This window comes from Aeromicrobium wangtongii (assembly GCF_024584515.1).
GTDB lineage: Bacteria > Actinomycetota > Actinomycetes > Propionibacteriales > Nocardioidaceae > Aeromicrobium > Aeromicrobium wangtongii.
This window is the reverse complement of record NZ_CP102173.1, coordinates 1,801,932-1,820,404: the sequence shown is the minus strand read 5'-3', so window position 1 is coordinate 1,820,404 and position 18,473 is coordinate 1,801,932. Positions and strand designations below refer to the sequence as shown.

18 protein-coding genes are annotated in these 18,473 nt (G+C 69.7%); 8 read left to right on the top strand and 10 right to left on the bottom strand.

Going from position 1 to position 18,473, the window contains the following annotated elements:
- Positions 1–154 precede the first annotated feature (154 nt).
- Complete coding sequence (locus NQV15_RS09020; RefSeq protein WP_232399489.1) at positions 155–865, top strand: GAF and ANTAR domain-containing protein; 711 nt, start codon at positions 155–157, stop codon at positions 863–865.
- On the opposite strand, the gene NQV15_RS09015 is transcribed toward NQV15_RS09020, so the two are convergent.
- Both NQV15_RS09015 and NQV15_RS09010 read right to left on the bottom strand, forming a co-directional pair.
- Positions 859–1,488, bottom strand: a complete 630-nt coding sequence (locus NQV15_RS09015; RefSeq protein ID WP_232399488.1) for a hypothetical protein — start codon at positions 1,486–1,488, stop codon at positions 859–861. The genes NQV15_RS09020 and NQV15_RS09015 overlap by 7 nt on opposite strands.
- Before the next feature lie 86 nt (positions 1,489–1,574).
- The gene (locus NQV15_RS09010; RefSeq protein ID WP_232399487.1) at positions 1,575–2,414 is read right to left on the bottom strand and encodes a universal stress protein; all 840 of its coding nucleotides are present in this window, start codon (positions 2,412–2,414) and stop codon (positions 1,575–1,577) included.
- Between the two features lie 116 nt (positions 2,415–2,530).
- Here NQV15_RS09010 and NQV15_RS09005 point away from each other — a divergent pair, with 116 nt between their 5' ends.
- The 4 genes from NQV15_RS09005 to NQV15_RS08990 all read left to right on the top strand — a co-directional run bounded on the left by NQV15_RS09005 (position 2,531) and on the right by NQV15_RS08990 (position 4,875).
- Positions 2,531–3,001, top strand: coding sequence for an ion channel (locus NQV15_RS09005; protein ID WP_232399486.1), 471 nt, complete (start codon positions 2,531–2,533; stop codon positions 2,999–3,001).
- Between the two features lie 78 nt (positions 3,002–3,079).
- Positions 3,080–3,946, top strand: coding sequence for a class II glutamine amidotransferase (locus NQV15_RS09000; RefSeq protein WP_232399485.1), 867 nt, complete (start codon positions 3,080–3,082; stop codon positions 3,944–3,946).
- 62 nt (positions 3,947–4,008) lie between these two features.
- Entirely contained in the window at positions 4,009–4,239 is a 231-nt protein-coding gene (locus NQV15_RS08995; protein WP_232399484.1) for a hypothetical protein, read from the top strand.
- 51 nt (positions 4,240–4,290) lie between these two features.
- The gene (locus NQV15_RS08990) at positions 4,291–4,875 is read left to right on the top strand and encodes a hypothetical protein (RefSeq protein ID WP_232399483.1); all 585 of its coding nucleotides are present in this window, start codon (positions 4,291–4,293) and stop codon (positions 4,873–4,875) included.
- A 4-nt stretch (positions 4,876–4,879) separates the two neighbouring features.
- Here NQV15_RS08990 and NQV15_RS08985 read toward each other — a convergent pair whose 3' ends face one another.
- Positions 4,880–5,785 carry a M23 family metallopeptidase gene (locus NQV15_RS08985; protein WP_232399482.1) on the bottom strand — a complete coding sequence of 302 codons (906 nt, stop codon included), beginning with the start codon at positions 5,783–5,785 and terminating at the stop codon, positions 4,880–4,882.
- A gap of 558 nt (positions 5,786–6,343) precedes the next feature.
- Between NQV15_RS08985 and NQV15_RS08980 the strand changes: the two genes are divergently transcribed.
- The gene (locus NQV15_RS08980; protein ID WP_232399481.1) at positions 6,344–7,486 is read left to right on the top strand and encodes an SGNH/GDSL hydrolase family protein; all 1,143 of its coding nucleotides are present in this window, start codon (positions 6,344–6,346) and stop codon (positions 7,484–7,486) included.
- A gap of 59 nt (positions 7,487–7,545) precedes the next feature.
- On the opposite strand, the gene NQV15_RS08975 is transcribed toward NQV15_RS08980, so the two are convergent.
- From NQV15_RS08975 to NQV15_RS08960, 4 genes are all read right to left on the bottom strand, one after another.
- A complete protein-coding gene (locus NQV15_RS08975; RefSeq protein ID WP_232399480.1) occupies positions 7,546–9,324 on the bottom strand; it encodes a sensor domain-containing diguanylate cyclase in 1,779 nt (592 codons plus the stop codon).
- A gap of 238 nt (positions 9,325–9,562) precedes the next feature.
- Positions 9,563–9,982 (bottom strand): hypothetical protein, encoded by a 420-nt coding sequence (locus NQV15_RS08970; RefSeq protein ID WP_232399479.1) that lies wholly within the window; start codon positions 9,980–9,982, stop codon positions 9,563–9,565.
- Between the two features lie 115 nt (positions 9,983–10,097).
- Complete coding sequence (locus NQV15_RS08965) at positions 10,098–12,188, bottom strand: MMPL family transporter (protein ID WP_257125117.1); 2,091 nt, start codon at positions 12,186–12,188, stop codon at positions 10,098–10,100.
- A 184-nt stretch (positions 12,189–12,372) separates the two neighbouring features.
- Positions 12,373–13,056, bottom strand: a complete 684-nt coding sequence (locus NQV15_RS08960; protein WP_232399477.1) for an SDR family NAD(P)-dependent oxidoreductase — start codon at positions 13,054–13,056, stop codon at positions 12,373–12,375.
- A gap of 130 nt (positions 13,057–13,186) precedes the next feature.
- On the opposite strand from NQV15_RS08960, the gene NQV15_RS08955 reads away from it, so the two are divergent.
- Positions 13,187–13,393 carry a hypothetical protein gene (locus NQV15_RS08955; protein WP_306459371.1) on the top strand — a complete coding sequence of 69 codons (207 nt, stop codon included), beginning with the start codon at positions 13,187–13,189 and terminating at the stop codon, positions 13,391–13,393.
- 63 nt (positions 13,394–13,456) lie between these two features.
- Complete coding sequence (locus NQV15_RS08950; protein WP_232399476.1) at positions 13,457–14,704, top strand: acyl-CoA dehydrogenase family protein; 1,248 nt, start codon at positions 13,457–13,459, stop codon at positions 14,702–14,704.
- Positions 14,705–14,717: 13 nt separating this feature from the next.
- Here the strand turns inward: NQV15_RS08950 and NQV15_RS08945 are convergent, their stop codons facing one another.
- Genes NQV15_RS08945 through NQV15_RS08935 form a run of 3 tightly spaced genes read right to left on the bottom strand, consistent with a single transcriptional unit; the run spans position 14,718 to position 18,438 of the window.
- Positions 14,718–15,770 carry an NAD(P)-dependent alcohol dehydrogenase gene (locus NQV15_RS08945; RefSeq protein WP_232399475.1) on the bottom strand — a complete coding sequence of 351 codons (1,053 nt, stop codon included), beginning with the start codon at positions 15,768–15,770 and terminating at the stop codon, positions 14,718–14,720.
- Between the two features lie 55 nt (positions 15,771–15,825).
- Entirely contained in the window at positions 15,826–17,472 is a 1,647-nt protein-coding gene (locus tag NQV15_RS08940) for an AMP-binding protein (RefSeq protein WP_232399474.1), read from the bottom strand.
- A 6-nt stretch (positions 17,473–17,478) separates the two neighbouring features.
- Positions 17,479–18,438, bottom strand: a complete 960-nt coding sequence (locus NQV15_RS08935; protein WP_232399473.1) for a cyclase family protein — start codon at positions 18,436–18,438, stop codon at positions 17,479–17,481.
- Positions 18,439–18,473 lie beyond the last annotated feature (35 nt).

The following is an 18,473-nucleotide window of genomic DNA, read 5'->3' as shown; positions in this document are numbered from 1 at the left end:
TGCACCCGTGGGTGGCACCGCGGGCCGGCGTGTTGGGCAGGCGGCTGGGACCTGGGGCGGGACATTGGTCCGATCGTCAACGCGATTTATGACCTAGTATCGGCTGGAACGGCGTGCTGGAACCGCGCCCCCCGCGCACGGCCCGGAGGCCTGGATGAACAACTTCACCGACAGTTTTGCGGAGTTCGCCACAGCACTCACCGCCGCCGAGGACTTCGACGACACCGCTGAGCAGCTCATCGTGTACGCGGTCGAGACGCTGGGCGCCGGGTCCGGCGCGATCACCCTGCTCAAGGCCGGGGGACGTCTGGAGACCATCGGCGCGACCGATCCGATGGTGGTTGACGCGGACCTGATGCAGTACGAGCTCGAGGAGGGGCCCTGCGTCGACACCACGCGGCACGCCCGCGTCGTGATGTCGGGCCTGGTCGGCGAGGACGAACGGTGGCCTCGGTGGGGGCCGGCCGTCGCCCAGCTCGGGCTCAAGAGCATCCTGTCTGCCGAGCTCCACGGCCTCGGTCCGCGGATCGGTTCGCTCAACCTGTACAGCTCGGCGCCGAACGCCTTCTCGGCGGAGGATGCCGAGCTCGCAAGCATCTTGGCGGACCAGAGTGCAGCGGTGATGGGCGCCGCCGCCACCCGGGAGCGCGGGCTGCGGCAGGCCTTGGAGACACGCACGCTCATCGGCCAGGCGCAGGGACTGATCATGGGACGATTCAGCCTCGACGCCGATCATGCATTCTCGGTGCTGAGACGTTTCTCCCAGGAGTCCGATCAGCACCTGCGTGACGTGGCCGAGATGCTGGTGAGCGACCGCGAGCTCCTTCACGGCCTGGCAGAGGCCCGGTCCCGATCGGCTCAGTAGTCGGCCTCCACGCCGAGCCCGCTGATGAACGGCTGGAATGCGGATGCATTCGTCTCGTCGAAAGCACCCTTGCCGCAGACGGTGGTCAGCGTGAGCGCGAAGTCGCCACTGCGATAGGCGTAGACCTCACCACCGACACCGTCGCCACCGGTGAGCGTCGCGTGGGACACCTTCGTCGTCGCGGTGACCGCGCTGTTGCCAGTGCGCAAGGGGAACATGGAGCTGGTGCGGGCAGTGACGTCGAGCTTCTGGCCGATGGCCTGGCCCACGCGCCGGGCGTACTCCTCGAGCACCTGGTCCTGGGTCGGTTCGGTCGCCGTGCCCAGGCCGGCCGGCTGGGACAAGGTGACGACGCAGGCGCTTCCCACCTGCCACTGTCGCTCACCGGCGCCGACCGGCAGCGACTTCCACGACGCCGGAACCTGCGGCACGTCCCACCGGACATCGGTGGGTGTATCCCCGACGATGCCCGCCACGTCATCCGGGTCGAACTCGTCCGGGGCTGGCGACGCCGAGGGCTGCGTCGGTGTCAGCTTCCCCGCAGGCGACGAGTCGTCACCACCGCATGCGGCCGACGCCAGCATCATGAACACGACAGTCCCGCTCAGCACAGCTCGACGCACGGTGTTGTTGTCCCCTCGACGGTCGGTACGGTGCCCCGAACCGTAGCGGCTCCCGGACGGACGGGCATCCCGACGATGGGCAGGCCTCAGACGTCGTGGTCGTCCGGCACGACGGCCACCGGGCACCCGGCGTGCTCGAGAACCGCGCGGGCGAGTGACTTGTCGGGCAGGCCGGGCAGGAGATGCTCGCGCGGACGGCCGAGGACCAGCAGCCCGGTGCGCGCGAACGACGTCACCGTCGAGGGGTCCGGCGCACCCGGGACCACGCTCGTGGCCACCTGCACATCGGGGTACCTGGCGCACCAGGAGTCGACCAGCGTTCGCATGTCTGGCCCTTCCCGGGTGCCGGTGTCCCCCACGTGCACGGCGTGCAGCGTGCCGTCGTGGCGGGACGCGTGCTCGAACGCGAACCGCACCGCACCCGTCGCGGAGGATCGCTGGTCGAGCAGCAGCGTGACTCCGTCAGCGGGAGTCCGGGTGCTCCAGGTGTCGGGCACCACGACCACGGGGCAGAGCGCGTCGACGGTCAGATCGCGCGACACCCGGCTGCGAAACAGCCGGGAGTACCACGGTGTCGCGTCGTCCTGGCCGAGCACCAGGAGTCGTGATGTCGCCGAGGCGTCGATCAGGACCCTCGACGCCGGGCCGCGCTCGAGCACCTGCTCGACCGTGACGTCCCCGTACCGGGAGGTCAGGTACTGGACGGCGTCCGCCAGCACCTCGCGACCGCTCTCACGAAATGACCCCTCGATGTCGACGCCGTAGGCCGCGCTCATGGCCTGCGGTGGACTCGGCGGCACGATGAAGCCGTGCACCACCCGCACGGCGCAGCCCTGGATCCGGGCCTCCTCGGCGGCGAAGACCAGGGCCGCGTGCTGGGAGTCGTCGACCCCGACGGTGATCGGTGCGGCGCCGCTGGTGCTCATGCCAGCACTCTACGAGAGTCGGGGCCGCTTTCGCCCGGTCGTCGGCGTCGCCGAGACCTCCGACCCGGACGTACGCTGGCATCACGGCGTCTCCGGATCGCCAGAGGAGGTACGCGATGGCGTGGGCCAGGCCAGGTTGGACGGCCGTAGCCCTGCTGCTCGTCTACTTCGCCGTGCCGGTGACGTGGGACAGCTCGCCCGCCGTGATCGGGATCAGCCTGGTCCTGACGTTCGCCGGGCTCATCCTGCTGGCCCACATGATGGTGCTCGAGCTCCGGGCCGTGCGTGACGGCACGACGCGGCGCAGCGACCGCGCAGTGGCCATGATGCTGATGCTCGTCGTCGTGGCGTTCGCCATGACCTTCTACCTGATGGAGCTGTTCGCCCCTGGGCAGATCTCCGGGCTCCGGACGCGCATCGACGCTCTCTACTTCACGGTGAGCACGATGGCCACCGTGGGCTTCGGGGACGTCCACGCGACGGGACAGGCGGCCCGTGCCGTGGTCAGCGCGCTCATCGTCTTCACCGCTGTCGTCGTGGCGTCGTTGCTGCGAACCCACACCAGGCTCGGCCGGGCGCAGGATTGACGGGCCGTTCGTCCGGTGTGTGCGACGACGATGTGCGTGACACTGCGGGTGGCGGCCCCGGGATGACAGGAGCACATGATGTGTCGTTGGCTGGCGTACTCAGGTAGTCCGATCCTGCTCGAAGAGCTGCTCTACCGACCATCGCCCTCCCTGATCGACCAGAGCCTGCACGCCCAGATGGGGGCCGAGGCCACCAACGGGGACGGCTTCGGGGTGGGTTGGTACGGCCTGGACACGACCACGCGCGACATGCCCGACACACGTGGTCCCAACGTGCCGGTCCTGTTCCGCGGCATCGAACCGGCGTGGAACGACCAGAACCTGCGCGAGCTCGCCCGGTCGACGTCGTCCGGCCTGTTCTTCGCCCACCTGCGTGCCAGCACCGGCTCACCGGTCCAGCAGACCAACTGCCACCCCTTCCGGCACGACCGCTGGCTGTGGATGCACAACGGGGCGATCCGCGACTTCGCACTGCTCAAGCGCGACCTCACCCTGGCCGTCGACCCGGCGCTCTACCCCGCCATGGAGGGATCGACCGACTCCGAGGTGATGTTCCACCTCGCGATGACCTTCGGCCTCACGGACGATCCGGTGACGGCGGTCGAACGGATGGTGGGCTTCGTCGAGGCGACCGGACGCCGGCACGGAGTGGAGCACCCCGTGCAGATGACCGTGGCGACCTCCGACGGCGAGAGCCTGTGGTCGTTCCGCTACTCCAGCGAGCACCAGAGCCGGACGCTGTACGTCAGCGCGGAGATGGCCACCCTGCGCCTCCTCTACCCCGACAACCCGGCGTTCGTCGGCCTGTCCGAGGAGACCCGCGTCGTGGTGTCCGAGCCCGTGGGCGACTTCGCCGGCGCATGGCATCCCTTTCCGGAGTCCAGCTATGGCATCGTCCAGCCCGGCAACGACGTGATGGGTGACTTTCGGCCCCGCGACCCGTGAGCGCGCCGCTCATAGGCTGAGAGGGTTCCAGGTTCTCGGGGCACCAAGCGACAGGGGCGACCATGGTCACGAACACACGCCGAGCCGCACACGACAGTGAGGGGCCGAAGGGCGTCGAGCTCAATCCGATCATCGCCGGCGGCCTGTTCATCGAGTCCGCCGACAAGAACATGGTCGAGCACCCCCAGACCGCATCGGCATTCCTCGCCGACCTGCGCGAGGAGGTGACGTATCTTGAGGCCCTCACGGGACCGATGCCGACCGAGGGTCAGCGGTCCGGTTTCCACCACTAGGCCGGCCATCGGGCGCTACGCTGCCAGCTCTCCTGCGAAGTGGGTGCGGTCGTGAAGTACATCCTGCTCGGCCTTGCTGCTGTGGTCGGCGTCGTGCTCGTCGGCGCCGCCGGGCTCGTCCTGGTCGATGGGGGCGACTCGTCCGCCGACCTGGCGCGTGTCGACGCCCGCGCGGGCACGCTCCGCTCGGCCGTCGACGTGGCGGTCGACGACCCCTCCGTGCAGGTGACCAGCCCTCTGCTGGTGGTCAACCGGGACGGCTCAGCCGCGCTGGGTGCCTCCGTGGAGAACCGCACGGATGTCGAGGTTGCCCTCATGGGTGTCCTCGTGCAGGTGGATCGATCCCCGCTCGCCGTGAACGGGACGCCGTGGGCGCTGCCTGTGCCCGCCGGTCAGCGGGCACGGGTCGGGGCGGCGTCCGACGCCGGCGGGTTCGTCCTCCCCAAGGGGGTCGTGCCCGGAGCCCACGCCGAGGTGCAGTTCCTGTTCGACGACGGCACCTGCGTGCTGGCCGACGTACGGGCCGTGGCCCGCACGGACCGCCACCGGCAGATCTTCCCCAGGACCGGCCGACCCATCGGGCCGGTGACGACCGCCCGGGCGCGGGCGGGAGCACCGTCCTGCGCGCCCGGGTGACCCGTCAGGGGTTGATGCCGTGCTTGCGCATCATCGCTGCGGGATCGACGGGTCCGCCGCCGCCCGGCCTGACCTCCAGGTGCAGGTGCGGACCGGTGACGTTGCCGGTCGAGCCGGTGTAACCGATCAGCTCGCCCGGGGAGACCTTCTCGCCCACGTTGGCCACGATCCGGCTCTGGTGGCAGTACCAGATCTCCGTGCCGTCGGCCATGGTGATGACCGTGCGGTTGCCATAGGCGCCTGCGTAACCGGCCGCCGTGACCCTTCCTGCCGTCATGGAGACGAGCTTTGAGCCCGAGGGCCCGGCGAAGTCCAGCCCGGTGTGCGCGCCGCTGGACCACAGCGAGCTCTGCTGGCCGAAACGGGCCGTCAGCGTGTATCCCGAGACGGGCTTGACCCACCCGTTGCGACGCTTCTCCGCCTGCCGGATGCGGCGCTGCTCGGCCCTCTTGGCCCGACGTTCCTGACGTGCCTGGGCCTGGCGTGCCTGCTCCTGGGCCTGGCGTGCCTGCTCCTGCGCCTGACGTTCCTGCTCCTGCTGGACGGCCGCCGCTTGTGCTGCGATGGCCTGCTCCTTCGCCTCGAGCGCGGCAGTGCGCTGCTCGATCAGCTCAGCAGTCGCCTCCTCCATCGGGGGGCGGTCGTAGCTGCGGCTCACATCGACCGAAGCCTCGGGCGATGCGGTCGGTGTGCTCGGTGCAGCGGTCTGCACGCCTTCCGTCTGAGCGGCCTCATAGGCCTGCGTGATCAGGGTGTCGCCCGCGACCTCCGGATCATGTGTCGAGAGCGAACCGAGGCCGGCGGCGGTCACCGCGACGACGCCCAACATGGCGGGCGAGAGCCTGACCTTCGTCAGCAGGTTGCGCCTGAACTTCGACGTGCGGTGACCTGACCCGTTGTCGGTCGCCACCGTGAACGTGGTGTGCTTTCGGGGGCTGTTTTTCGAGATGATCGTGAAACTCCGCAACAATCGGTTGACACTGACCTAGTCGACACTAATGCGGTCACTCAAGCCAGAAGCCTGCGATGGCAGGCAAAAACGGCGTTGAGCTGTGTGTTCCGTCACCCCATGAGCGGGAGATTTTCGGAGTTCGGCCCGTGCGGGCATGAGACGAATCACCCCGGATCGGGGGTTTTCATCGGGTCAGGTCAGTCCGAACAGCCGCAGGTATTCGTCCCAGAGAGGCTGTCCGACGAACAGTCCCAGCGCTGCCCCGCCAAGCAGGAACGGCCCGTGGGGCACGCGCGACCTGGCCTCATCCCGTGATCGAGAAGGGCAGGCGCTGGTGCAACTGGTGCGGTTCACCCTGGCCGAGATCGGTCAGGTGCTCGGCGTCAGCCTCACACCACGCACCACGATGTGACGTGGTTCACTACGAGTCATTGACTTCGGGCCCTTCGTGGACTTTCATACCCGGAGGTAACACGGTGTTACCTGCGGATGTGGGAGATGACGATGAGACGACCGATGACTGCTGGGCTCGCCGTGACGGCGCTGGCCATGACGATGACGATGACGACGACCGCCGCGAATGCAGCCATCGACGTGTACGACAACGGCCCCGGGGGCGAGCGGTACGTCGCGATGGGTGACTCGGTCGCCGCCGGACCGATCCTGCTGCCGCAGCGTCCCGGCGGCAGCCCCTGCTTCCGCAGCGAGAAGAACTTCGCCACCCAGACCGCCGCCGCGATCGGTGCCCGCAAGTTCACCGACGCCACCTGCTCGAGCGCGACGATCGACAACATCACCACGCCCCAGGGCTCCGAGCCGCCGCAGATCGACGCGGTCGACAAGAACACGACGCTGGTGACCGTCGGACCCATCGGCGCGAACGACGTCGGCATCGTCAGCACCGTCAGCGGGTGCATCAGCGTGGTCGCCCCCGGGTGCAAGGAGCGGGACGGCCAGACCGTCCACAACAAGATCGAGGCGACCCGCGCCGAGCTCGCCACGGCCCTCGCCGCGATCAAGAAGAAGGCGCCCCGCGCCGCGGTCGTCGTGGTCGGCTACGGCCTGTACATCCCGCCGGCCGGCTGCCCGCTGGTCCAGCCCCTGACGTCATCCGACGCCGACTACATCCAGGGCCTCGTCGACCACATGAGCAATGTCCTGCGCGACTCGGCGCGTGCGGCCGGTGCCACTTTCGCCGATCTGCGCGCGACGCCCGGCAGCATGGACCACACCGCGTGCGCGGCTCCCGGCCAGCGCTGGATCGAGGGCCTCGTGCCGGCCAGCGCTGACGGCGCGATCCCGTTCCACCCCACCGCGTTGGGCATGCAGGCCGTGGCCCCCACCGTCACCGCGGCAGCGCGCCGGGCCGCAGCCGAGCGCAACACCCGCATCGTCAAGGACGTGCGTGGTGAGGCCGTGTGCCGCGGCTCGAAGGTGCGGCTGCGCGTGCTGACCAAGGGCGGCCCGGTCGTGCGGACCGACTTCAAGGTCGGCAACAAGTTCCTGGGCCGCGACAGCTCGGCCCCGTTCGTGCGATTCACCTCGCGCAAGGCGCTCAAGAAGCACTCGGGCAAGCTGACCGCGCGGGCCAAGATCACGCTGCCCGACACGACCGCCACCTACACCATCAAGATCAGTCGGCCGCGCTGCTCGCGCTGATCCAGCGCGCATCATGCAGACATGGGCCCCGCTCAGCCACCCGTGGCTGAGCGGGGCCCTCACTCCGCGATGACGACCCGGTCCCGACCGCCGCGCTTGGCGGCGTAGAGCGCCTGGTCGGCCACACCGACGAGGGTGGCGGGCGTGCTGTCGGTGCCCAGCTGCGCCACGCCGGCCGAGATGGTGACCGGCGACATCGTCGCCCAGGTGAATCGCCCCGCGATGCGCTCCCGGATGCGTTCGGCGGCCTTCGCGCCCTGTTCGGCGGTGGACTCGGGCATCAGCACGCAGAGCTCCTCGCCGCCGTAGCGGTAGGCGGTGTCGATGTCGCGCAGATCGCTCGTCAGCACCGCGGCGACGTCCTGCAGCACCTCGTCACCGCGCTGGTGGCCGTAGACGTCGTTGATGCGTTTGAAATGGTCAAGATCCAGCATGATCAGCACGAGCGGCCGGTCGTAGCGGTGCGCGCGTTCCACCTCGGCGGCCAGGTCGGTGTCGAACCGTCGCCGGTTGGCCAGGCCGGTCAGCGCGTCCTTGTGCGAGATCTCCTCGACCTCGGCATGCAGCTGCGCGGCCTGGATGGCCGAGGCGCCCTGCAGCAGCAGGCCGTCGATCAGCGACAGGTCCAGGGGGCCGGAGGCCGAGCGGATCGCGATGACTGCGACCACCCGGGCGCCGACGACCATCGGGATGGCGACTTCCCTGGTCTGGTCGTCCACGGCGTTCGCCGACTCGTCCAGCGGCAGCGCCCGTCCGTACCGGGCGGCCCGGCCGATGGCTCCGACGCCGATCTCGATGGCGGCGGGGCCCGCGCGCCGGGACGTGCCCTCCACGGGAGCGTCCTCGTGGGAGCGAGCGATCAGCACGAGCTCCTCGACGTCCTGGCCGCGCAGCCACAGCTCGGCCTGGTCGGCCTTCGTCAGCTCGCAGACCGACTTGACCAGCCGCATCGTGGTGTACCGCAGGCTGAGCGACTCGGTGAGGTCGCGACTGAGCTCGAGGACGTGCTCCAGCCGTGTGCTGCGGACACGCAGCTCCTGCTCGCGCGCCTCGGCCGCTGCGTGTCGCTCCGCGAGCGAATGGGTCATCGCCGAGACGCCCGCCGCCAGCCCCGCCAGCTCGAAGACCTCCGGGACGGACCTCCCCTCGATGTCGAGGTGGCCCTGCCGCACGCGGTCGACGTCCTCGGTCATCTCCAGCACCGGCGCCACGACCAGGCGCTGCAGCCGGCGGCTCAGGCGGACCAGCATGCCCAGCGACACGACGCCGAGCAGCATCAGGACGCCGCCGGCGGCCAGAAGGGTCGTGGCGATCCGGCGCTCCACCCGCGCGACGTCCGCCCGGACCGCGGTCTGCAGCCCCACGTCGGCCGCACGGTAGTCGTCGAACAGCTCCTTGCCCTGTTGGAGGTAGTCCGAGAGCTCGGCGGCGCCCAGTCGTCCGTCGCCCCGGCCGGCCACGGCCCCGCTCCCCGGATCCACCGCGGGAACGGCCCACCTGCTCTGCCACGCGTGTTGAGCCGTGATGACATCCATGGCTCGATCGACGAGATCGGGTCGCTCGCTCAGGGACGCCACCAGCACCTTCTCGAGCTCGGCGCTACGCCGAAAGCCCGATGTGTAGGGCGCAAGGAGGTCGACGTTGCCGCTGGCGAGGTACCCCCGCACGCCCGTCTCCTGGTCGAGCATGGCGTCGTGCGCATCTCGCATGGCGCGTTGGCCGGTGCGCAGGTCGTCGAGCTGCGGCTGCAGGACGCGCCCGATCAGAACGACCATCGCGATGATCAGCAGGAGGGAGACCGCCCCGGTGATGATGCCCGGCAGTCCGGCCCGTCGCACGAGCGGACGCAGCCGAAGGACACGCGGCGTGCGTGATCCCGAGCCCTGACTCAAGCTTCCCCCTGCAGGTCACGTCCCCGGCCGACGCACCATGATCCACGATCAGGGTTCTCCTGTCCCGGTGACACGCCCGTCAAGGGCGCACGAGCCCGGTGCACGAACCTCTCGGGGACTGTGAGACAGCACGAGGGCGGGATCCCGTGGGATCCCGCCCTCGCAGCAGCAGTTGTGACCGAGCTCAGTTGGTCGGCTCGCCGCCGAGCACCAGCAGGACCAGCTTGTCGCCCTTGTCCTTGACCTTCAGCACGTACTCGGTGCCCTGGACGTCGACCTCGAACGTCCCGTCGCCGGACCGGTAGGCACGGTAGGCGGCCTCACCGTCGGCGTGCGTCAGGGGCAGGCCGTACGTGTTGTTGACCTCGGTCACGAAGGCGTCGACCCGCTCATCGGAGTCGACCAGCACCGCGTCGGTGGAGCAGATGAACGACGCCACTGCGGCGGCGAACGCGACCGCGACGACCGCGCCCGCGGCGCGCGACTTGCCCTGGTTGAACAGGTACAGGGCAGTGGCGACGCCGATCACGATCAGTGCCAGTGCCACACCGACCAGGGCGGCTGACAGGTCGTCGTGACCGCCGGCGGTGAACACATTCTCCATGAGTACAGGAACCTCTCGACAGGTTAAGTGGGCACCGGTGAGGTTATCGGGTGGGACGAAGCGCGCCGCGGTGCGGTCCGAGAACGCGTGGCTCCGTCCACGTCGGACGGCTGGCTCATGAGGAGACACCTTCTTCAGTCGGACGGGCCGGGAGTGCGTCCTGGCGGCCCGTGATGCGGTCGTGGATCCGGCGGAGCCACGCCGGAGACCACCAGTTCCAGGCTCCGAGCAGACCCATCAACGACGGCACGAGCAGCGATCGGACGATGAACGCGTCCACCAGGACGCCGACCGCGGTGGCGACGCCGATCTGCTGGATGAAGGAGATGGAGCTGGTGCTGAACGCGCCGATGGCCACCGCGAGGAGCAACGCGGCGGCAGTGACGACGGCGCCGGTCCTGGCCAGCCCGGTCGCGACCGCCTCGGTCTCGGACAGACCGGTCTCCCGCTCCTCCTTGATGCGGCCCAGCAGGAACACGCCGTAGTCGGTCGAGAGCGCGAACACCAGGGCGGCGGCCACGAGGAAGTCGGTCGGCTCGACACCGCCGTTGGGGGTGTAGTTGAGCAGGCCGGTCAAGCGGCCGTCCTGGTAGACGAACGTCAGCGCGCCGAGCGCCACGCCGACGGTCAGGGTGTTCATGATGACGGCCTTGACCGGCAGGACGACCGAGCCGGTCATCAGCCACAGCACGATGAGGGTCAGCAGCACCATGAGGCCACCTGCCAGCGGCAGGGTGTCGCCGATGGCGGACTGCTGGTCGACGAAGGCCGCGGCCGGCCCGGTGACCAGCGCGTCGACGCCGTCGACCTGGAGAGCGCGCAGGTCGGCGACCGCTCGTTGGGCGTCAGGCCCCGCAGGTCGGCCCTCGACCGGGAGGTCCACCTGCCACGTGCCGTCCCCGAGCAGGAGCGGCTCGCCGACACCCTGGACGCCGCGCACGGCCGCGGCCGCGCTCGCGTACTGGGCCACCTGGGGTTGCCCGTCGGCCCTGATCGCGACCGTGATGGGCGTCGTGCCGGTGTCCGCGTACTCCGCACCGAGGCGCTCGGACACCACTCGCGCGCTCTGGTCGGTCGGGACGACGGTCTCGTCGATCGGTGTCCACTCGGCGCGCAGGCTGGGGGCGGCCAGCACCAGCATCACGACGGCGGTGGCTGCGGCGATGCGCCCAGGACGCCGCATGACGGCGTGCGAGAACCGGTACCAGCGTCCCTCCGCCGCTGCGGCGCCCCGTGAGCGCCGAGCCAGGTGGGCTCCCATCAGGCTGAAGAACACCGGCGTGACGAGCAGCGAGGCCGTGGCGGCGACGAGCGCCACGATCGCCCCGGCGATGCCCATCGACTTGAGGAAGTTCATCGGGAACACCGTCAGCGTCGCGAGAGCCGTGGCGACCGTGGCTGCGGAGAAGGCGACGGTACGTCCGGCGACCCGCATCGTCACAAGGATCGCCCCGACCGTCGGGCCCTGCAGGGCGAGCTCCTCGCGGTAGCGGGCGAGGAGGAACAGCGTGTAGTCGATCGCGAGGCCCAGCCCGAGCCCGATGACCAGGTTGAGGGCGAAGACGCTCAAGCCATAGAGCTGATTGACACCGGCGAGCGCCAGGAACGTGCCGAGCACCGTCGTCGTGCCCACGACTACGGGGATCAGTGCGGCGCGTCCGCCGAACAGGATCAACGACAGCACCACGAGCAGGGGCATGGCGAGCAGCTCGGCGCGTCCCAGGTCCTTGCCGACGGACTCGGTGATCTGCAGATTTGCCACCGCCCGCCCCCCGACCGTGACCCCCTCGTCGTCCGCGAACTCGTCGAGCACCTCCCTGGCCACGTCCTCGTCCGCGGCTCCGGCCGCGAGCGTGCCCAGGACCAGCCGGCTGGAGCCGTCCCTCGCGGCGCCGCCCGGGGTCACCTCGGCGACGCCGTCAAGATCTGCAAGGCGGCTGCTGACGTCCTCGACCTGACCCTCATCAGCACCGTCGACGAGGACGGCGAGGCCGGGTGCGGGGGCGCGACCTGTCGCCGACTCCAGACGTTGCGTGGCCCGCACGGAGTCGGCGTCGGTGGGCGCGAACCCTCCCGAGGAGCTGAGCGCTCCTGCGACCGGTCCGCCGATGGCAGCGGCCGCCACCACGAACACGAACAGGACGACGAGGGCGCGGCGGGGGTGGTCGACGATGTGATGCAGCACTGCACCGGGTGGACGAGTCATCGTGCGCCGATCGGTCGGACAACGGTCATGGGAGCCTCCGGGAAGCAGGAGAACGACGCGAGATCTCACGACCCCGGCACCTCATGACGTTAGGCACGGGGTGCGGGAGCGACCAGTGCCCTGTCGAGCCGGGGGTCCGACAGGACCTCCTCAGGACGTCCCGGGTACTGGCACGCTGAACGGCTCACCAGGGCAGGATGCCGGTCTCGTCACGAAGCGTGCCGGTCGGTCCGTCGGCGCCGATCGTGGCCAGCTCGACGACGGTCCTGGCGCTCACCTCGACGGGGCGTCCGCCTCCCATCGCGGCGGTCAGGTCGGTATCGGTGTAGCCGGGCTCCAGGGCGTTGAACTTGATCGTCGGCTCGGACTTGGCGTACTGCACGGTCAGCATGGTCGCGGCCGATTTCGACGCGGCATACAGCGGGGAATCGACGGAGTACTCCGGGCGGTCCGGGTTGGTGACGGCCCAGAACGACCCCATGCTGCTGGACACGATCACGACCACGGCATGGTCGGACGCCCGCAGCAGCGGCAGGGCCGCTTCGGTCACGCGCACGATGCCCACGACGTTGGTGTCGAACACCCGCAGTGCGGTCGGGCCGTCGACCTCGGTGCCGATGATCCCCGCATTGTTGACGAGGACGTCCAGCCGGCCCTCCTCCGCCTCGATCCTCGACACAGCGGCGGCGACGGACGCATCGTCCGTGACGTCGAGCTGCACGAACCGCGCCCCGATGTCTGCGGCCGCCTTCTCCCCCCGTTCGGTGTCGCGTGCGCCGACGTAGACGGTGTGCCCCAGTGCCGCGAGCTGGCGCGCAGTCTCCAGCCCGATGCCCTTGTTGGCCCCGGTGATCAGCGTGACGGTCATGAAAGTTCCTCTCGGTAGTGCCGCGTGGACACACGACGCTAGGCACGTGGTGCAGGAGCAACCAGCGCCCTGGCGGTCCTGGCCCCGACAGGACCTCCTCACATGGCCTCGAACGTTCTACGGTGGGCCCATGGACCCCACGACGAACCCCTTGGGCGAGTACCTGCGGGCCCGCCGAGGGCTCGTCACGCCACAGGACGCGGGCATCCCCGACGCCGGCACGCGGCGGGTGCCCGGCCTCCGACGCGAAGAGGTCGCGATGCTGGCCTCGTCCGCGCTGCCGGTGTCAGGGCCGACGGCCGCGGACCAGCCGCCAGGGCCCGTCCCTTGCGGATGACCGACCACTCAGGCAGGGTGAGAACCAAACCCGAGCGATCGCTCGGCCGAGTTCAGGAGCACCATGCCGTCATCTCGCACCGACCACTCCCTGCCCCGGGCGTCCGCCCTGGCCGACGACCTGCGGGCCCGGATGATCGACTTCATGCGCGACCACGTGCTGCCGGCCGAGGCCACGTACACGGAGCACCGACGGGCGCACCCCGGCTCCCACGAGGTGCCTCCCGTCATCGAGGAGCTCAAGCGCACGGCCAAGGCCGCGGGACTGTGGAACCTGTTCCTCCCCTCGGAGTCGGGGCTGACCCAGCTGGAGTACGCGTCGATCGCCGAGCTGTCGGGCTGGAGCAACGACCTGGCTCCCGAGGCGATCAACTGCCAGGCGCCCGACACCGGCAACATGGAGCTGCTGCACCTGCTCGGCACCCCGGAGCAGAAGGACCGGTGGCTGGCTCCCCTGCTCGCCGGGGACATCCGCTCGGCGTTCGCGATGACCGAGCCGGCCGTGGCCAGCAGCGACGCCACCAACATCGCGACCCGGATCGTGCGCGATGGCACCGACTACGTCATCACGGGGCGCAAGTGGTGGACATCCGGCGCCATGGACCCGCGCTGCTCGGTGCTGATCGTGATGGGCAAGACCGATCCGGACGCGGCGAAGCACCGCCAGCAGTCGATGGTCATCGTGCCGGCCGACGCACCCGGCGTGACCATCGAGCGCGACCTCCCCGTGTTCGGGCACCACGACCAGCACGGCCACGCCATCGTGAGCTTCGACGGGGTCCGTGTGCCGGTCGACAACGTGATCGGCGAGGAGGGCGGTGGTTTCGCGGCCGCACAGGCACGCCTCGGCCCCGGGCGGATCCACCACTGCATGCGGGCCCTGGGTGCCGGCGAGCGGGCGGTCGCCCTGATGGTCAAGCGCGCCAGTGAGCGAGTCGCCTTCGGGCGCCCGTTGGCCGAGCAGGGGGTCGTGCAGCAGCAGATCGCCGAGTCACGGATCGAGCTGGACCAAGCTCGCCTGATCTGCCTGCAGGCCAGCCATGTCATCGACACCGAGGGGAACAAGGCGGCCAAGGACCTCGTCGCGATGGCGAAGGTCGCCGTGCCCCGCGCCGTCACGAACGTCATCGACCGCGCCATCCAGGTGCACGGTGGTGCCGGCGTCACCGATGTCACGCCGCTGGCCGCGATGTACGGATGGCACCGCGCCATGCGTCTGTTCGACGGGCCCGACGAGGTGCACGTCCGCTCGATCGCCCGGACGGAGCTCGGCCGCGAGCCTGTGCTCCCCGTCGGCGACTTGACGATCTGAGGACGCCCCGGCGTCAGCTCTCGTTCGGGACCAGGATGCCGCGCCCGATGAGTCGCCCCTCGTCGAGGGCGTGGAGGGCGTCGTTGACGCCTTCGAGCGGGAAGGTCGTCGTGGTCAGCTTCACGACACCACGGGCGGCAAGCGCCACGAGCTCGACGAGCTCGTTGTAGTTGCCGCAGATGTTGCCCACGAAGCTGGTCTCGGGGAACAGCGCCTGCCCGAGGATCTCCACCTCGAGCGTGCCCCCGTATCCCACGAGGAAGTCGACTCCGTTGGCGCCGAGCAGCTCGACACCGTCCTGCTGGGCGCCGCCCTCACCGACGTAGTCGATGACGACCTCTGCCCCCGCGCCGTGCGTCAGCTCCAGGACCTCGGCGACGTGGGAGCGGTCGTCCTTGGCCAGTACCAGGTGGTCGGCGCCCCATCCCCTGGCGTGCTCCAAGGCCTCGGTGTTGCGGTCGACCACGATGATCTCGGTCTGCGACAGCGCGCGCAGCGCCTGGATGCCGATGTGGCCCAGCCCGCCGGCGCCGAGCACGACAGTACGAGTCCCGGGCACCGCGAGCGGGAGCGCCTTGCGGACCGCCCGGTACGCGGTCAGCCCCGCGTCGCCGAGCGGCGCGACCTGCACCGGGGTGAGCCCGCCGGTCAGGGGCACGATCGCCCGGGCATTGGTCTTGACGTACTCGGCGAACCCGCCCGGCGCCAGGACACCGGGGAACACGCCGGCCGTGCAGTGCATGTCGTCCCCCGCGCGACACGCCTTGCAGTAGCCGCAGGTCGCCAAGGGGTGCAGCAGCACGGCGTCACCGACGGCGACGTGCGTGACGCCCGCACCGACCTCCTGGACCCAGCCGGCCGACTCGTGGCCGCAGACGAAGGGCAGGTCGACGCCGGCTCCCTTCTGCATGGCATCGAACTGGCCGTCCCACAGGTGGATGTCGGTGCGACAGAAGCCGGCCGCCCCGACCCGCACGATGACGTCGTTCGGATCGGTGATGAGCGGGTCGGGCACGGTCTCGACCGAGAAGTCCTGGCGGTAGTCGGTGAGCAGTGCAGCGCGCATGGTCGAGCCCTTTCGTCGAGCGGATGGGATGGGGGGGGCTCGGACGACCGGCGGCTCAGTCGCGCAGCTCGCGACGCAGGATCTTGCCGGTGACCGTCTTGGGCAGCTCGTCGATGATCACGACCTGCCGCGGGTACTTGTAGGCGGCCATCCGCTCCTTGCAGTGGGCGATGAGCTCCTCGGTCGTCACCGAGGTGCCGGCCTTCAGGCTCACGAACGCCTTGACCGTCTCGCCGCGCTTCTCGTCGGGGACACCGACGACGGCCGACTCGCGCACGGCGGGGTGCTCGGCCAGGACGTCCTCGACCTCACGCGGCCACACCTTGTAGCCCGAGGCGTTGATCATGTCCTTCTTGCGATCCACGATGAACACCCAGCCATCGGGGTTCATGAACCCTACGTCCCCGCTGCGCAGGGCACCGCCGGGCAGGTTGGCCGCAGTCTCCTCGGGCTTGCCCCAGTAGCCCGCGACGACCTGGGGCCCGTCGGCGACGATCTCGCCGACCTCGCCGAGCGGCAGGTCGACGCCCTGGTCGTCCTGGATGCGGACGATCGTGCTCGGCACCGGCACGCCGACCGACAGCGCACCGGAGGTCGGGTCCACCGGCGAGGGGGCGCCGAACGGGGTGAGCGTCATGGGGCTGGTCGTCTCGGTCAGGCCGTAGGCGTTGTGCACCTGGTGCCCCGTGGCCTGGCGGAACGCCTTCTCCGCCGTGGGCGAGATCGCCGCACCACCGGAGTAGATCGACGTGAACGACGCGAAGTGGTCCAGCGTGAAGTCGGGCGCATTGAACAGGGCGTTGAACGCGGTGATCGCGCCGATCGTGTAGGTCGGCCGGTGCTCCAGCAGCGCGTCCAGCACGACGCCCGGCTCGAAGCGGTACGCCAGGACGAGCGGCATCGGTGCGGCGAAGCTCACCGCGATGTGCCCGATCAGGCCGGTGATGTGGAACAACGGGGCGATGCCGAAGACTGACCCACCGGGGGCGAATCGCGCGCAGTCGCGGTAGATCGCCGCCGTGAACACGACATTGCGGTGCGTGTTCATGGCGCCCTTCGGGACACCCGTCGTGCCGGACGTGTAGGTCAGGAACGCCACGTCGTCCGGTGCCAGCGTCACCGCGGGCGGCACCTGGCCCCTGTGCTCGTCGATGAGCCCCGCAAGATCGGTCGTGCCCTCGTGCCGCTGACGTTCGAGACCGGCGAACAACCGTTCGTCGTTGCGGGTCTGGTGCTCGAGCTCGCTCGTGGTCAGCACGAGCTTCACGTCCGTCTCGGGGACGACGTCACGGGCGACCTCGTCGTACAGGGTCTCGAGGCAGACCAGCACCGTCGCGCCGGAGTCCTTCAGCAGGTACGAGAGCTCACGCGTCCGGCTCATGGGGTTGATCGAGACCATGACACCGCCGGCCTTCCATGCGGCGAGCATGCAGGTGACGAACTGCGGGACGTTCTGCAGATACACCGCGAGACGGTCGCCTTCGGCAAATCCGCGCGCGAGGAGCCCGCTGGCCAGCGCGTCGCTGGCCGTGTCGAGCTCCCGCCGGGTGATCACCCCGTCGAAGTAGCGGATCGCGTCGCCGTCGGGGTCGGCCTCCAGCCCCGCCCGGAACATCGTGAGGGCGTCGCTGTGCTCCGGCTCCATGTCGGCCGGCTGGTCACCGTAGAGCTCCAGCCACGGTCGTTCGTCGTAGACGCTCATGCGGCCCTACTTGATGGCGACCGGGTTGACCGGAGAGCCGCTGCCCAGTGCGACCTTGAGCGGCGCCGCGGCGTAGAACATCTCGTACACGCCGTCGGCTGCGCAGTCCTCCGCGAGCTGCTCGAGGTCGGCGATCTCCGTGAACGCGATGCCGAGGTTGCGCATCAGGGCATTGTGGAGCACCAGCGCCACACCGTTGTTGGGGTCCGTGGTGACCTCGTTGGCGATGGTGTCGGTCACCAGGTTGGGAATCTCCATCTCCTGGAACCACTCGACGAGCTCGGGGCTGTAGACGAGGCCCGGCTCGCAGAAGCCCTCGTAGAACTTGTCGCCGAGGTCGAAGAACAGCTGCAGGTAGTTGGTGCGGATCAGCAGGATGTCGCGCTTGCGCAGCTCGACACCTTGCGCCTCGGCACAGGCGATCAGGTCCTCGTGCGTGTAGGTCTCGGCGGACTCCAGGGTGTCCTTGCCGCGGAAACGCGCCATGTCCAGCAGCACGGCGCGGCCGACGACGCCACGCTGCGCGATCGGCTCGACGCTGGCCTTGTCGAGGCCGCCGACGGTCGTGCGCGCGTCGTAGCCGTTGTAGAGCTGGCCGTCGTGCCACACGTGGCCGAGGGCGTCGTACTGGGTCGATCCCTGCAGGAAGGCGTTGATCTTGTCGTCGGCGTAGTGGAGCCCACCGGGGAACGCGGGCGCGTCGTCGCCGTCCCAGCTCGACTCGTCGAGGATCTGTGTGCGCTCGGCCGGCGTCCGTCCGGGCCACACCGGATCGCCCTTCGGGTCGCCGATCAGCCGCTGGAGGGTGAACACCTTGCCGGAGCGGATCAGACCAGCGGCCGCGATGGCCTGCTCGGGGCCCAGGTAGTTGAGGGCGCCGACTTCGTCGTCCGCACCCCACTTGCCCCAGTTGGAGGGCGCGTCCTTGAGCAGCTCACCGAGGGCGGGAACGGTCGATTCGGTCATGTGTCCTCCTGGACGCAGATCAGACGGTGAGCGGA

Coding starts and splice junctions, on each gene's coding strand:
- NQV15_RS09020 (WP_232399489.1), top strand. CDS start 155: ATGAACAACTTCACCGACAGTTTTGCGGAGTTCGCCACAGCACTCACC.
- NQV15_RS09010 (WP_232399487.1), bottom strand. CDS start 2,414: ATGAGCACCAGCGGCGCCGCACCGATCACCGTCGGGGTCGACGACTCC.
- NQV15_RS09005 (WP_232399486.1), top strand. CDS start 2,531: ATGGCGTGGGCCAGGCCAGGTTGGACGGCCGTAGCCCTGCTGCTCGTC.
- NQV15_RS09000 (WP_232399485.1), top strand. CDS start 3,080: ATGTGTCGTTGGCTGGCGTACTCAGGTAGTCCGATCCTGCTCGAAGAG.
- NQV15_RS08995 (WP_232399484.1), top strand. CDS start 4,009: ATGGTCACGAACACACGCCGAGCCGCACACGACAGTGAGGGGCCGAAG.
- NQV15_RS08980 (WP_232399481.1), top strand. CDS start 6,344: ATGACTGCTGGGCTCGCCGTGACGGCGCTGGCCATGACGATGACGATG.
- NQV15_RS08970 (WP_232399479.1), bottom strand. CDS start 9,982: ATGGAGAATGTGTTCACCGCCGGCGGTCACGACGACCTGTCAGCCGCC.
- NQV15_RS08965 (WP_257125117.1), bottom strand. CDS start 12,188: ATGACTCGTCCACCCGGTGCAGTGCTGCATCACATCGTCGACCACCCC.
- NQV15_RS08960 (WP_232399477.1), bottom strand. CDS start 13,056: ATGACCGTCACGCTGATCACCGGGGCCAACAAGGGCATCGGGCTGGAG.
- NQV15_RS08955 (WP_306459371.1), top strand. CDS start 13,187: ATGGACCCCACGACGAACCCCTTGGGCGAGTACCTGCGGGCCCGCCGA.
- NQV15_RS08950 (WP_232399476.1), top strand. CDS start 13,457: ATGCCGTCATCTCGCACCGACCACTCCCTGCCCCGGGCGTCCGCCCTG.
- NQV15_RS08945 (WP_232399475.1), bottom strand. CDS start 15,770: ATGCGCGCTGCACTGCTCACCGACTACCGCCAGGACTTCTCGGTCGAG.
- NQV15_RS08940 (WP_232399474.1), bottom strand. CDS start 17,472: ATGAGCGTCTACGACGAACGACCGTGGCTGGAGCTCTACGGTGACCAG.
- NQV15_RS08935 (WP_232399473.1), bottom strand. CDS start 18,438: ATGACCGAATCGACCGTTCCCGCCCTCGGTGAGCTGCTCAAGGACGCG.